We start from the raw sequence: 13,545 nt of genomic DNA, 5'->3' as shown, positions 1-13,545 counted from the left end.
GCGGGGAGCCTATTGGGGCGGGGGTTCGTGTGCGGGTGGTGATGGGTTGCCCGCGCCGTTCCCTGGGCCGGGGGTTTGTCTGCGGGCCGGTTGTGGGTTGCTCGCGCAGTTCCCCGCGCCCCTGTCGGGCCGGTCATTCGTCTGCGGGTGCGCTGTGGCTGGTCGCGCAGTTCCCCGCGCCCCTTGAAGGCCCGGTCTTCGGCTGCGGGCCGTGGGTGGCTGGTCGCGCAGTTCCCCGCGCCCCTTGAAGGCCCGGTCTTCGGCTGCGGGCCGTGGGTGGCTGGTCGCGCAGTTCCCCGCGCCCCTTCAGGGCCCGGTGGCTGAGCCAACTGCTCCGGCTGCGGCCGACCCCCTAGGGGCGCGGGGAACTGCGCGACCAGCCCACCGCCACCTGCAGACAAAGACCCGGCCGGCCCGGGCCGCAGCCGAACGGGGGTCGAGGGGCTACCTCGTTGCGAAGTTGCCCAAGCCGAACTCCACCAAGTCGAACGCCTCCCCCGCCAACCGCTCCGCGTCCGGCACGATCCGCTCGGCCGGGTCGCCGAGCAGCAGCCGTCGGTGGTTCTCGCCGACCAGCGTCGCGCGCGTACCCATCAGCTGCGCCGCCGCGACCCGCGCGAGCACCGGGTCCCCGGTCTCCTCGTACAGCGCCTCCGCGAGCAGGTCGGAGCTGCGGACGAGCGCCGCGTGGGCCCGGTTCAGCAGGACCGGGGTCTCCATGATGAGCCGCAGCAGCTTGACGACGAGCGGGCGGTCGCAGAGGCCCACCGCGGGGTCCCGGGCCGCCACCGCCGCCAGGTAGTGGCGGCGCACGGCGGTGGTCGCGGAGTCGCCCGGCGCGCGCTCGCGGACGGCGCGGACCACGTCCTCGATGTGCTCCTCCACCGGCCCGAGCGCCAGGTCCTCCTTGCTGCCGAAGTGGTTGAAGACGGTCATCTTCGACACCTCGGCCGCCTCGGCGATCTCCGCCACCGAGACCTTGTCGAAGCCCCGCTCGGTGAAGAGCTCCACCGCCGCACCCATGAGCCGGCGCCGGGTCTGCCACTTCTTGCGCTCCCGCAGGCCCAGACCGGCCGGGGGTGACTCCTCGTACTCCACCATGAGCGTCACTGTACCAGGATGAATATTGATCCTGGATAAAACATTGACTCGGTATAGCTACATGCTCCACAGTGGTGCCGAAGACGACCACGGCGTACGGCCCGTCCGACGCCCCGGAGGGGGAATTCACCATGTCCAGGACACCGGGCACAGCCATGCCCGAAGCAGCGCGGACGGTCCCGCGTACCAGCACACCGGCCGCCGCGGCCGGCACCCCGATGTCGCCGGCCCGTACGAAGATCGCGTTCGCCGTCTGCCTGGTGACGATCCTGCTCGCGGTGCTCGACACCAACATCGTCTCGGCCGCGACCGTCCCGATCGTCCGGGACCTCGACCCGGTGCACGGCATGGACAAGATCCCGTGGCTGATCAGCGCGTTCGCGCTCGCCTCGGCGGCCGTGCTGCCGCTGTACGGGAAGCTGTGCGACACCATCGGCGCCAAGAAGGTGTTCGTGGGCGCCATCGCCACCTTCCTGCTCGGCTCGGCGCTGTGCGGGGCCGCGCAGTCCATGGGTGAACTCATCGCGGCCCGCGCGGTGCAGGGCGTCGGCGGCGGCGGTCTGATGAGCGTGACCATGGTGGTCCTCGCCCAGCTCCAGGCCCCCGGGAACGGCGGCGGCGCGGGCGGCGGACGCGGCAAGGGCGGCAGCATCGGCGGGGTGGTGGCCGGCGCCGGCATGGCGCTCGGACCGTGGCTCGGCGGCACGCTCGCGGACCACGCCGACTGGCGCTGGATCTTCTACGTCAACCTGCCCGTCGGTATCGCCGTGCTGGTCGGGGCGGCCATGGTGCTGCGACTGCCGGTGACCCCGGTGCGGCACCGGATCGACTTCGCGGGCGCGGCGCTCGCGGCGGCGTTCTCGGTGTCCCTGCTGCTGGTGACGGAGTGGGGCGGCAAGGACTACGCCTGGTCCTCGCCGCAGATCCTCGGCCTCGCGGCGGCGAGCGCGGCGGCACTGGCACTGTTCCTGCGCCGCCAGACCACGGCGGCCGAACCGATCCTGCCGCTGTCGATGTTCAAGGTCCCCGCGATGCGGCTCGGCTTCGCCATCCAGGGGCTGGTCGGGGCCGCCATGATGGGCACCCTGGTGTACGTGATGATCTACCTCCAGGTCGTCCGGGGCATCGAGGCCACCTCGGCCGGCCTCTACCTGATCCCGATGGCGATCGGGATGACGGCGGTGGGTATCGCCTCGGAGCGGCTCGCGGCACGCGGCTGGTCGCAGAAGACGTTCGTCCTGGCCGGCTCGACGGCGGCGACGGCGGCCCTGGTCCTGCTGGCGACCACCGGGGTGTCCAGCAGCCTGTGGCAGATCCGGGGCGAACTGCTGCTGATGGGCGTCGGGTTCGGTCTGCTCGTCGGACAGCTCGTCCTGATCGTCCAGCAGGCCGCCCCGCCCCGGCAGCTGGGCGTCGCGACGACGGGCACCCGCTTCTTCCAGACCCTCGGCAACGCCCTGGGCACGGCCCTGTTCGGCACCCTGCTGAGCCGGGTCTACGAGGCGAAGGGGCCGGGCGGCTCCACGAGCGGGCTCGGCGCGCTGCGCGGGCCGGCGCACGCCTCGGGGGTCCAGGCCCTCACCACCGGGATGGACGTGGTGTTCGTGGTGGGCGCGGTACTGATGGCGGCGGCGGCCGTCCTGGCGGCCCGCCTGCCGCGCCAGGCCGGCTGAGCCCCGGGAAAGGCGAGGGAAACCCGAAGAAACCGACGAAGACGAAGGGGCCCCGGGGAGATCCCCGGGGCCCCTTCCCCCGTACGGGGGGACGGATCACCTCACGCCAGCAGCGCCGGAATCGTCGCCTCGTGGACCTCGCGCAGCTCCGCCAGGCCCACCGTGAACTCGCCCTGCACCTCGACGGAATCCCCGTCGACGACACCGATACGGGTCGCCGGCAGGCCCCGGGCCCCGCACATGTCCGTGAAGCGGAGCTCCTCGCTGCGCGGCACCGCGACGACCGCCCGTCCCGCGGACTCGCTGAAGAGGAAGGTGAACGCGGAGAGCCCGTCCGGGACCACCAGCCGCGCCCCGTTCCCGCCCCGCAGGCAGGACTCGACCACGGCCTGGACCAGTCCGCCGTCGGACAGGTCGTGCGCCGCGTCGATCATCCCGTCGCGCGAGGCCGAGATCAGGATCTCGCCGAGCAGCTTCTCCCGGTCCAGGTCCACCCGCGGCGGCAGCCCGCCCAGGTGGTCGTGGATCACCTGGGACCAGGCCGAACCGCCGAACTCCTCACGGGTGTCACCGAGGAGGTACAGCAGCTGGCCCTGCTCCGCGAAGGCGATCGGCGTACGGCGCGTGACGTCGTCGATCACACCGAGGACCGCGACCACCGGCGTCGGGTGGATGGCGGTGTCACCGGTCTGGTTGTAGAGCGAGACGTTGCCGCCGGTCACCGGCGTACCGAGCTGGAGGCAGCCGTCCGCGAGACCCCGGGTGGCCTCGGCGAACTGCCACATCACGTCCGGGTCCTCGGGCGAACCGAAGTTCAGGCAGTCCGAGATGGCCAGCGGCTTCGCGCCGGAGGCGGCCACGTTGCGGTACGCCTCGGCCAGCGCGAGCTGCGCGCCCGTGTACGGGTCGAGCTTCGCGTACCGGCCGTTGCCGTCCGTCGCCATCGCGACACCGAGGTTCGACTCCTCGTCGATACGGACCATGCCCGCGTCCTCGGGCTGCGCGAGGACGGTGTTGCCCTGCACGAAGCGGTCGTACTGGTCCGTGATCCAGGCCTTGGACGCCTGGTTGGGGGAGCCGACCAGGCGCAGGACCTGCGCCCGCAGCTCCTCGGGCGTCGACGGCCGCGGCAGCCTGCCCGCGTCGTCCGCCTGGAGCGCGTCCTGCCAGGAAGGACGGGCGTAGGGACGCTCGTACACCGGGCCCTCGTGCGCCACGGTCCGCGGCGGTACGTCCACGATCTGCTCGCCGTGCCAGAAGATCTCAAGACGCTCGCCGTCCGTCACCTCACCGATCACGGTGGCGATGACGTCCCACTTCTCGCAGATCTCCATGAAGCGGTCCACGTACCGCGGCTCGACCACCGCGCACATGCGCTCCTGGGACTCGCTCATGAGGATCTCCTCCGGCGAGAGCGTGGCGTCGCGCAGCGGGACCGTCTCCAGGTCCACGCGCATACCGCCGGAGCCGGCGCTAGCCAGCTCCGAGGTCGCGCAGGACAGGCCCGCGCCGCCCAGGTCCTGGATGCCCGCGACCAGCTTCTCCCGGAAGATCTCCAGGGTGCACTCGATGAGGAGCTTCTCCTGGAAGGGGTCGCCGACCTGGACCGCGGGCCTCTTGGCGGGACCCGTCGACTCGAAGGTCTCCGAGGCCAGGACCGAGACACCGCCGATGCCGTCGCCGCCGGTACGGGCGCCGTAGAGGATCACCTTGTTGCCGGGGCCCGAGGCCTTCGCGAGGTGGATGTCCTCGTGCTTCATCACACCGATGCAGCCGGCGTTGACCAGCGGGTTGCCCTGGTAGCACTCGTCGAAGACGACCTCGCCGCCGATGTTCGGCAGGCCCAGGCAGTTGCCGTAGCCGCCGATGCCCGCGACCACGCCCGGCAGGACGCGCTTGGTGTCGGGGTGCTCGGCCGCGCCGAAGCGCAGCGGGTCGACGACCGCGACCGGGCGGGCGCCCATCGCCAGGATGTCGCGGACGATGCCGCCGACCCCGGTGGCCGCGCCCTGGTACGGCTCGATGTAGCTGGGGTGGTTGTGGGACTCCACCTTGAAGGTGACCGCGTAGCCCTGGCCGACGTCGACGACGCCCGCGTTCTCGCCGATGCCCACGAGCATCGCGTCGTTCTCGGGCGTCTTCTCGCCGAACTGGCGCAGATGGACCTTGCTGCTCTTGTACGAGCAGTGCTCCGACCACATCACGGAGTACATGGCGAGCTCGGCGCCGGTGGGGCGGCGGCCCAGGATCTGGCGGATCCGGGCGTACTCGTCCTCCTTGAGGCCGAGCTCCTTCCACGGCTGCTCGACGTCGGGCGTCCCGGTGGCGTGCTTGACGGTGTCGAGGCTCATCAGGCGTTGACCAGCTTCTTGAGGATCGAGGTGAAGAAACCGAGGCCGTCGGTGCGGCCGGTGCCGACCAGCGGCTCCACGGCGTGCTCGGGGTGCGGCATCAGACCGACGACGTTGCCGGCGGCGTTGGTGATGCCGGCGATGTCGCGGAGCGAGCCGTTGGGGTTCATGTCCAGGTAGCGGAAGGCGACGCGGCCCTCGGCCTCCAGCTCGTCGAGCGTGCGCTCGTCGGCGACGTACCGGCCGTCCATGTTCTTCAGCGGGACCCGGATCTCCTGGCCCGCCTCGTAGTCGGCGGTCCACGCGGTCCGCGCGTTCTCCACCCGCAGCTTCTGCTCGCGGCAGATGAAGTGCAGGTGGTTGTTGCGGAGCATGGCGCCCGGCAGCAGGTGGGACTCGGTGAGGACCTGGAAGCCGTTGCAGATGCCGAGCACCGGCATGCCGGCCTTCGCCTGGTCGATGACCGTCTCCATCACCGGCGAGAAGCGGGAGATGGCTCCGGCCCGCAGGTAGTCGCCGTAGGAGAAGCCGCCGGCCAGGACGACCGCGTCGACCTGCTTGAGGTCCTTGTCGCGGTGCCACAGCGACACCGGCTCGGCACCCGCGATCCGCACGGCCCGCAGGCTGTCGCGGTCGTCGAGCGTTCCGGGGAAGGTGACGACACCGATGCGAGCAGTCACTTGGACTCCTCGACCTTCACGGTGAAGTCCTCGATGACGGTGTTGGCGAGGAACGTTTCGGCCATCTCGTGGATGCGGGCGAGGGCGGCCTCGTCGAGGGGCCCCTCCACATCGAGTTCGAAACGCTTCCCCTGGCGAACGTCGGCGATCCCCTCGAAGCCGAGACGGGGCAGTGCGCGCTGCACCGCCTGTCCCTGCGGGTCGAGGATCTCCGGCTTGAGCATGACGTCGACTACGACGCGTGCCACTGGCACTCCCGTGGTGGTGTGGTGCGAAGGCGGTTCCCTCAGAGTACCCGGCCGGAAAATCTACGCGAGTAGATATCGAAGAGGTCCGATCACGTTCCGGTTTCGGTCCCGACCGTGTGTGGGAAAAATCCCGGGAAACCCCGGAAAAAAACCGTCCCCGTACATTGCGATCGGACACGCGGATGCAATTGTCTGGGCTTCACAATGCAATGCTGGCGGCTGTACAAAGGCTTCTCGGGGGAAACCCGAGAGAAACAGCCTTGCTCCAAAACAGCCAGTAGGCCGGGATCGCCGCACGTCAGACACGTGAGAACGGCGGACCACAGGAAGGAACCGATATCCGTGGCTCAGCGCGTAGTAGTCACGCTCTCCGACGACCTGGACGGCGGAGAAGCGGCGGAAACGGTCACGTTCGGCCTGGACGGGAAGGCCTACGAGATCGATCTCAATCTCGTCAATGCGAAGAAGCTGCGCAAGGCTCTGGCACCGTATGTGAAGGCCGGGCGCAAGCAGTCGAGGTCCGGTAAGGCCTTCCGGCACACCGACGTCGCCCCCGACCCGGCGGCGGTCCGTGCCTGGGCCCGCTCGCACCACATGGAGGTGCCGACCCGGGGGCGCATCCCCAAGAAGGTCTACGAGGCGTTCAGCGCGGCGAGCTGAGCGGCCGGACGCGAGCGGCGCCGGGGCCCCCGGAGTGCGGGCCCCGGCAACCGAGTTGCACGGCACCCGGGGTGATCGGCTAGAGTCTGGAGCACGCCGAGGGGCAAGGCCGAAAGGCCCGGTCCACCGGAGCGTGCGGGTGTAGTTCAGTAGTAGAACATCCCCCTTCCAGGGGGAAGGCGCAGTGTGCAATTCCTGTCACCCGCTCTGCATCGCTTACCGACCACGGTTGTGGATCAGGTAGAGTGGTGTTCGCACCGCCCGGTGAGAGCCGAGCGGCAGCAATGCGGACGTGGCTCAGTTGGTAGAGCATCACCTTGCCAAGGTGAGGGTCGCGAGTTCGAATCTCGTCGTCCGCTCAGAAGGCGAAGGCCCCGGTCATCAGACCGGGGCCTTCGTCGTGTGCGCACGAGGACGCGCTGACATTTGTCATGAGCGGCGGTGACACCGCGCACTGCCCCCGGCCCCGCTCCCGCGGAACGCTGGACGCATGCCAGATGTGATCGAGGTCGAGGAGCTGCGGCGCACCTACGCCGGGGGCTTCGAGGCCGTCCGTGGAATCTCCTTCTCCGTGGCGCGCGGTGAGCTCTTCGCGCTGCTCGGCACCAACGGCGCCGGCAAGACGTCCACCGTCGAACTGCTCGAAGGCCTCACCCCGCCGAGCGGCGGAACGGTCCGGGTGCTCGGCCACGACCCGTACACCGAACGCGCCGCCGTACGCCCCCGCACCGGGGTGATGCTCCAGGAGGGCGGCTTCCCGTCCGAGCTGACGGTCGCCGAGACGGTACGGATGTGGGCCGGCTGCACCGGCGGAGCCCGGCCCGTGGGCGAGGCGCTGGAGCTGGTCGGGCTCGCCCGGCGCGCGGACGTACGCGTCAAGCAGCTCTCCGGCGGCGAGAAGCGGCGCCTCGACCTCGCGCTCGCCCTGCTCGCCCGGCCCGAGGTGCTCTTCCTCGACGAGCCGACCACCGGCCTGGACGCCGAGGGCCGCCACACCACCTGGGAGCTGGTCCGCGAACTGCGGGACACGGGCACCACCGTGCTGCTCACCACGCACTACCTGGAGGAGGCCGAGGCGCTCGCCGAACGGCTCGCGATCCTGCACGAGGGGCGCATCGCCGCCGCCGGGCGGGTGGCCGAGGTGGTCGCCGCCCAGCCCTCCCGCCTCTGCTTCGACCTGCCCGACGGCTACCACCTGGGCGACCTGCCCCCACTGGCCCGGCTCGGCGTCGGCGCCCACGAGTGCGAGGGCCGGACCGTACGGCTGCGGACCACCGCCCTCCAGCACACCGCCACCGAACTGCTGCTGTGGGCCCGGGACAACCGCGTCGAGCTGCGCGGTCTCGACATCCGCTCGGCCACCCTCGAAGAGGCCTTCCTGCACATCGCCCGGGAACAGGAGCCGACCCGATGAGCACCACACACCTGCCCCTGCCGCGCACCGGTACGCCGTCGGCGAGCACCCCCGCGTCCCGGATGAAGGCGCTCGCCCGCGCCGAACTCACCCTGCTCGGCCGCAACAAGGCGGCGATGTTCACCGCCCTGGTGCTGCCCGCGATGCTCACCTTCTCCATGAGCTCGGCCGTCGACGGCATGGACCTCGCGGACAGCGGACTGACCGTCGGCACGGTCCTGCTGCCCGGCTCGCTCGGCTACGTCCTGCTCTTCGCCGTCTACTCGGCGCTGACCGGCGTCTTCGTCGTACGCCGTGAGGAGCTCGTCCTCAAGCGGCTGCGCACCGGCGAACTGCGGGACCTGGAGATCCTGGCGGGCGCCGCGCTCCCGGCGGTCACGCTGGCGCTGGTCCAGTGCGTGCTGCTCGCGGCCGGCTGCACGGCGGCCCTGGACGTCGCCGCGCCCCGCGCGGTGTGGCTCGCGGTGGCGGGGCTGCTGCTCGGCATGCTGCTGATGTGCGTACTCGCGGCGGCGACCGCGGCCTTCACCCGCTCCGCGGAGAGCGCGCAGATCTCCGTGATGCCGGTGATGCTCCTGTCGATGGCCGGCTCCGGCCTGGTCGTCCCGGTGGACCTGATGCCCGACGCGCTGGCCTCGGTCTGCGAACTCCTGCCGCTCTCCCCGGCGATCGCCCTGATCAGAGGCGGCTGGACGGGAGCGCTCGACGGCGCCGACATCCTCGGCCGGCTCGCCACGGCGGTGGCCTGGACGCTGCTCGGCGTGTTTGCTGTACGCAGGCGGTTCCGCTGGGAACCGCGGCGCTGACACGGGGGGACGGACGGGGTGCTCGGTCGGATACGCCGGATCGGCGGCTGGCGACGGCGCTGGCAGGAGCGCAGCAGGATCCAGAAGATGGACCTGTACACGCGCAACACCATGGCGGCGATGCTCTGGTTCTTCCTGCTGACCTGGGGTGTCCTGCCGCTGCTCGCGGCCGGGCCGCGCGGCGCGCTGAGCACGGTCCTCGGCGCGGCGCTGCTCGCCGTGAACATCGCGCAGTGCGTGGTGGGCACCCGCCGGATCGGCCCCGCCTACGACGACTACCTCGGCCACAGCGCCTTCCCGCGCCGGCTGCTGGCCGCCCCGGCGGCCCTGCTCGGCGCCGGCACCGTGCTGCTCGCGGCCGTCGCCGCCACGGACACGCCCAGTGTGTTCCCGCTGCTCCTGGCCGATCTGCCGATCGCGCTGATGATCCCGTACGCCCTGCTGGTGCCGGTCCGCACCTTCCTGCTGCACTGCCTGGGCTACGCGCTCCTGGTCACCGCCTCCTTCGCGGCCACCGGGGCGCGGGGCGTGGAACTGGTCGCGCCGCTGCCGACGGTGGTGATCGCGGGGGCGCTGATGCTGGTCACGGTCCGGCCGGGGGCCTGGGGGCTGCGCAACATGTGGCAGGCCGAGGAGGCCAGGGACGTCCAGGCGCGCCTCGCCGTGGCCGAGGAACGGCTCCGCTTCGGGCGGGACATGCACGATGTGCTCGGCCGCAACCTCGCGGTGATCGCCCTCAAGAGCGAGCTCGCCGTCCAGCTCGCCGAGCGCGGCCGGCCGGAGGCGGTGGCCCAGATGATCGAGGTCCAGCGCATCGCGCGGGAGTCGCAACGAGAGGTACGGGAAGTGGTGCGCGGCTACCGCGAAGCGGACCTGGGCGTCGAACTCGACGGGGCCCGGGGCGTGCTGGAGGCGGCCGGGATCGACTGCACGGTCACCGGCACGGCCACCGGGCTGCCCGCCGGGGTGCAGTCGGCGCTCGGCTGGGTGGTGCGCGAGGCCACCACCAACGTGCTGCGGCACGGCAACGCGCGCGGCTGCGCCATCCGGCTCGCGGCCGACGGCCCCGCCGTCACCCTGGTCGTGGAGAACGACGGCGTGTCCGGCCTCGCCCCCGCCGCCCCCGGTTCGGGCCTGGCGGGGCTGCGCGAACGGCTCGCCCCGATGGGCGGCACCCTGGAGGCGGCCCGCTCGGGGACGCGCTTCCTGCTGACCGCGACCGTGCCGCTGTGCGGTGCGGCGGAACCGGCCGAGGAGCTGACCGTATGACGAGGTCCGAGGGGCGGCCGGCGCCCGTACGGGTCCTGCTCGCCGACGACGAGCATCTGATCCGGGGCGCGCTGGCCGCGCTGCTCGGCCTGGAGGACGACCTCACCGTGGTCGCCGAGGCCGCCTCCGGGCCCGAGGCGCTGGCGATGGCCCGCGCCCACCGGCCCGATGTGGCCGTCCTCGACCTCCAGATGCCGGGGGCGGACGGTGTGAGTGTCGCCACATCCCTGCGGGCCGAACTGCCCGGCTGCCGCACCATGATCGTGACGAGCCACGGGCGGCCGGGCCACCTCAAGCGGGCGCTCGCGGCCGGGGTGCGCGGCTTCGTACCGAAGACGGTGAGCGCGCGCGGACTGGCGGAGATCATCAGGTCCGTACACGCCGGAAACCGCTATGTGGACCCGGAGTTGGCGGCCGACGCGATCTCCGCCGGGGACTCCCCGCTCACCGCGCGCGAGGCCGAGGTCCTGGAGCTGGCGGCCGACGGGGCGCCCGTCGCGGAGATCGCGGAACGGGCCGGCCTCTCCCCGGGGACCGTCCGGAACTACCTCTCCTCGGCCGCCTCGAAGCTGGGTGCGGAGAACCGTCACACGGCGGTGCGTCTCGCCCGCCGCCGCGGTTGGGTATAGTTGGCTCCGCGCTACGGCGCATGCGGACGTGGCTCAGTTGGTAGAGCATCACCTTGCCAAGGTGAGGGTCGCGAGTTCGAATCTCGTCGTCCGCTCAGCGAGAAGAAGCCCCCGGTCATCAGGCCGGGGGCTTCTTCGTATGCTCAGCCCCAGCTGGTGCCGGTCAGCTGCTCGTATGCCTCCAGGTACTTGGCCCGGGTGGCATCCACGACCTCCTGCGGCAGCGGGGGCGGCGGCTGCTCGCCGTGGCGGTCCCAGCCGGAGGCGGCGGAGGTCAGCCAGTCGCGCACGAACTGCTTGTCGTACGACGGCTGCGCCCGGCCCGGCTCCCAGGTCTCGGCCGGCCAGAACCGCGAGGAGTCGGGCGTGAGGACCTCGTCGGCCAGGACGAGCCGCTCCTCGCCGTCGACGGTCTCGAAGCCGAACTCGAACTTGGTGTCGGCGAGGACGATCCCGCGCTCACGGGCGATGTCGCGGGCGCGGCCGTAGACGGCGAGCGTCGTCTGGCGCAGCAGCGCGGCGGTCTCCGCGCCGACCTGGCGGGCGACCTCCTCGTAGCTGACGTTCTCGTCGTGGTCGCCGACGGCGGCCTTCGTGGCGGGCGTGAAGATCGGCGCGGGCAGCTCGGAGCCGTTGCTGAGCCCCTCGGGCAGCGCCAGCCCGCAGACCGTACGGGACTCCTCGTACTCCACGAGGCCGGAGCCGGTGAGGTAGCCGCGCGCCACGCACTCCACCGGGACCATCCGCAGCGACTTGCAGATGAGCGTGCGCCCGGCCCAGTCGGCGGGGGCGCCCTCGGGGAGGTCGGTGGAGAGTACGTGGTGCGGGACGAGGTCGGCCAGCCGGTCGAACCACCACAGCGAGAGCTGGGTGAGCACCCGGCCCTTGTCGGGGATCTCGGTCGGCAGCACCCAGTCGTACGCGGACATCCGGTCGCTGGCGACCATCACCAGGTCGCCGGCCTCGTTCCGGTAGAGGTCGCGGACCTTGCCCGTGTGGAGGTGGGTGAGGCCCGGGACATGAATCGGCTCGGGCTTTTCTACAAATCCGGACACGGTTCCTCCGCGTAGATTGATCCAGGAGCGCTTCCGATTCTCTCGCACGTGACGAGTACCCGGCGACGGGGGCTCTTCCCGTCGTCAGTCCCGCTTGCAGATCCGGTCGAGGAGGTTGGCGGTGGCGCGCTGGATGCGGGGGTCGGTGTGGCCGGGCCGGTCGAGCGCCGGGGACCAGGCGAAGGTGCCGGAGGCGAAGACGAGCGCGCCGGAGGGGGCCCGGTAGAGCGAGGTCTCCTGGTGCCGGGTGGCGCCCTCGCTGTCGCGGTACGGCGAGTGGGCGAGCAGGATGCGGTCCTGGTGCTCGGGGAGCGCGGTGCGCGGGTAGTAGCGGTCGGCCTCGCCCGCGACCAGGCCGTCGATCTCGTCGCCCTCGCCCGCGCCGGTGGCCTCCCAGAGCCAGTGCCTGGCGTTCCGCACCACCAATGGGGACGGCTCGGGCACGCGCCCCGCGTACTGGATCCCCAGCAACTGCTGTTCGGCCCGCGCGACTTCCCGCCACAGCGCCGGCCGGCCGGGCCCGCGCCGCTTGCGGCAGGTCAGCAGCCGGTCGGGCACGCCCGAGGGCGACGGGGTGAGGTCGACCTGCCAGTAGAGGGTGTTGGCGGAGAGGAACACCAGCGAGGTGCCGTGCTCGCGGGCGAGCTCGACCGTGCGGCGCATGGGGGCCGACCAGTACTCGTCGTGGCCGGGGAAGACCAGGCCCCGGTAGCGGGTGGCGTCGACGCGTCCGGCGTGCAGATCGCGGGTGTCGGCGTAGGCGAGGTCGTATCCGTACCGCTCGGCCCAGCGGATGAAGTCGTACGCGTGCCCCACGTGCAGCGGCAGGCCCGCGCCCGCGTACGGCCGGTCGAAGGAGACGGTCATGGCGGCGTCCTCCTCCCCGAGGAGCCGCCCCTCGTCGTCCCACGCGTGGTAGAGCGAGGCGCCGGTGCGGCCGTCCTCGGGGAAGAGGTTGTAGGCCTGCCAGGTGATGTCGGGGAGCAGGAGCAGCAGATCGGCGGGGCGGCTGTCGCGGACGGTGAAGGGGATGTGCGACCGGTATCCGTCGACGGTGGTGAGCACGGCGACGTACGCGCCGAGCGCGGCGGACGAGGGGACCTGGTAGCGCCAGGAGAGCCACCAGTGGTGGCAGGAGACGGTCCGGTTGGCGGTGAGCGGCGCGGGCTGCACGATCCCGGCGAGCCGGGGGCTGGTCGCGACGTGGGCGGCCCCGTCGCCGCCGTAGTGCCCGATGCGGTAGATGTCGACCGAGAACTGCTGCGGCGGGTTGACGGTGATGTGGAAGTCGACCGCCTCACCGGGCGCGACGGCCCCGGTGGAGGCGAACCCCTTGATCTGCATCCGTACGTCGTCGGCGGTACGGGGACCGGCGGCCCGCCCCAGGCCGAGCCGGGCGGGCTCGACGTACCAGGGCACGACGTGCCCGGTGTCGTCGAAGTAGTGCTCCCCACCGCGCAGCCAGGGCAACGGTCCCTGCCCGAAGGGATCGGAGACCGCGTGCGCGAGCGCCCCCGACTCCCATCGCCGGATCTGCTCCGCCCCCATACCACTCGCCTCCCTCACTCCCCCGACTCCACCGGTCAGCGGCCGGTCTCCAGCACATCACATAACGCACGCACTCCGTCACTGTTCGTCGCGAATTGACGGGATACGGAG

The 13,545-nt window shown here is 71.7% G+C and carries 12 protein-coding genes and 3 tRNA genes; 9 read left to right on the top strand and 6 right to left on the bottom strand.

What is annotated here, in order from left to right:
* Positions 1 to 444: 444 nt before the first annotated feature.
* Entirely contained in the window at positions 445 to 1,101 is a 657-nt protein-coding gene (locus ACJA3G_RS14900) for a TetR/AcrR family transcriptional regulator (RefSeq protein WP_406553449.1), read from the bottom strand.
* A gap of 218 nt (positions 1,102 to 1,319) precedes the next feature.
* Here ACJA3G_RS14900 and ACJA3G_RS14895 point away from each other — a divergent pair, with 218 nt between their 5' ends.
* Positions 1,320 to 2,774, top strand: coding sequence for an MFS transporter (locus ACJA3G_RS14895; RefSeq protein WP_406553450.1), 1,455 nt, complete (start codon positions 1,320 to 1,322; stop codon positions 2,772 to 2,774).
* Positions 2,775 to 2,875: 101 nt separating this feature from the next.
* On the opposite strand, the gene purL is transcribed toward ACJA3G_RS14895, so the two are convergent.
* From purL to purS, 3 genes are read right to left on the bottom strand one after another with little or no spacing between them, the layout of a single operon-like run.
* Positions 2,876 to 5,125, bottom strand: coding sequence for a phosphoribosylformylglycinamidine synthase subunit PurL (gene purL, locus ACJA3G_RS14890; RefSeq protein ID WP_406553448.1), 2,250 nt, complete (start codon positions 5,123 to 5,125; stop codon positions 2,876 to 2,878).
* Positions 5,125 to 5,805, bottom strand: a complete 681-nt coding sequence (purQ, locus tag ACJA3G_RS14885; RefSeq protein WP_406553447.1) for a phosphoribosylformylglycinamidine synthase subunit PurQ — start codon at positions 5,803 to 5,805, stop codon at positions 5,125 to 5,127. The genes purL and purQ overlap by 1 nt, the downstream gene beginning before the upstream one ends.
* Positions 5,802 to 6,053, bottom strand: a complete 252-nt coding sequence (gene purS / locus ACJA3G_RS14880; protein WP_067162360.1) for a phosphoribosylformylglycinamidine synthase subunit PurS — start codon at positions 6,051 to 6,053, stop codon at positions 5,802 to 5,804. The genes purQ and purS overlap by 4 nt, the downstream gene beginning before the upstream one ends.
* 342 nt (positions 6,054 to 6,395) lie before the next feature.
* On the opposite strand from purS, the gene ACJA3G_RS14875 reads away from it, so the two are divergent.
* The 8 genes from ACJA3G_RS14875 to ACJA3G_RS14840 all read left to right on the top strand — a co-directional run bounded on the left by ACJA3G_RS14875 (position 6,396) and on the right by ACJA3G_RS14840 (position 10,926).
* Positions 6,396 to 6,713: an Lsr2 family protein gene (locus ACJA3G_RS14875; protein ID WP_406553446.1), complete on the top strand. Its 318-nt coding sequence runs from the start codon at positions 6,396 to 6,398 to the stop codon at positions 6,711 to 6,713.
* Between the two features lie 135 nt (positions 6,714 to 6,848).
* Positions 6,849 to 6,920, top strand: a tRNA-Gly gene (locus ACJA3G_RS14870).
* Between the two features lie 79 nt (positions 6,921 to 6,999).
* Positions 7,000 to 7,072 (top strand) — tRNA-Gly (locus ACJA3G_RS14865).
* Between the two features lie 131 nt (positions 7,073 to 7,203).
* A complete protein-coding gene (locus tag ACJA3G_RS14860; RefSeq protein WP_406553445.1) occupies positions 7,204 to 8,127 on the top strand; it encodes an ABC transporter ATP-binding protein in 924 nt (307 codons plus the stop codon).
* On the top strand, positions 8,124 to 8,933 hold the full coding sequence (locus ACJA3G_RS14855; protein ID WP_406553444.1) for an ABC transporter permease: 810 nt from the start codon (positions 8,124 to 8,126) through the stop codon (positions 8,931 to 8,933). Before ACJA3G_RS14860 ends, ACJA3G_RS14855 begins: the two co-directional genes overlap by 4 nt.
* Positions 8,934 to 9,020: 87 nt before the next feature.
* The gene (locus ACJA3G_RS14850; RefSeq protein ID WP_406553443.1) at positions 9,021 to 10,202 is read left to right on the top strand and encodes a sensor histidine kinase; all 1,182 of its coding nucleotides are present in this window, start codon (positions 9,021 to 9,023) and stop codon (positions 10,200 to 10,202) included.
* Complete coding sequence (locus ACJA3G_RS14845; protein WP_406553442.1) at positions 10,199 to 10,831, top strand: response regulator; 633 nt, start codon at positions 10,199 to 10,201, stop codon at positions 10,829 to 10,831. Before ACJA3G_RS14850 ends, ACJA3G_RS14845 begins: the two co-directional genes overlap by 4 nt.
* Positions 10,832 to 10,853: 22 nt before the next feature.
* A tRNA-Gly gene (locus ACJA3G_RS14840) sits at positions 10,854 to 10,926 on the top strand.
* Between the two features lie 48 nt (positions 10,927 to 10,974).
* Here the strand turns inward: ACJA3G_RS14840 and ACJA3G_RS14835 are convergent.
* Both ACJA3G_RS14835 and ACJA3G_RS14830 read right to left on the bottom strand, forming a co-directional pair.
* A complete protein-coding gene (locus ACJA3G_RS14835) occupies positions 10,975 to 11,886 on the bottom strand; it encodes a phosphoribosylaminoimidazolesuccinocarboxamide synthase (RefSeq protein ID WP_406553441.1) in 912 nt (303 codons plus the stop codon).
* Positions 11,887 to 11,970: 84 nt separating this feature from the next.
* Positions 11,971 to 13,434, bottom strand: a complete 1,464-nt coding sequence (locus ACJA3G_RS14830) for a N,N-dimethylformamidase beta subunit family domain-containing protein (protein WP_406553440.1) — start codon at positions 13,432 to 13,434, stop codon at positions 11,971 to 11,973.
* Positions 13,435 to 13,545 lie beyond the last annotated feature (111 nt).

Origin of the sequence: Streptomyces sp. YS-3 (assembly GCF_045257485.1) — a bacterium.
Classification (GTDB): domain Bacteria; phylum Actinomycetota; class Actinomycetes; order Streptomycetales; family Streptomycetaceae; genus Streptomyces.
This window is presented reverse-complemented; position numbering and strand designations above follow the sequence as displayed.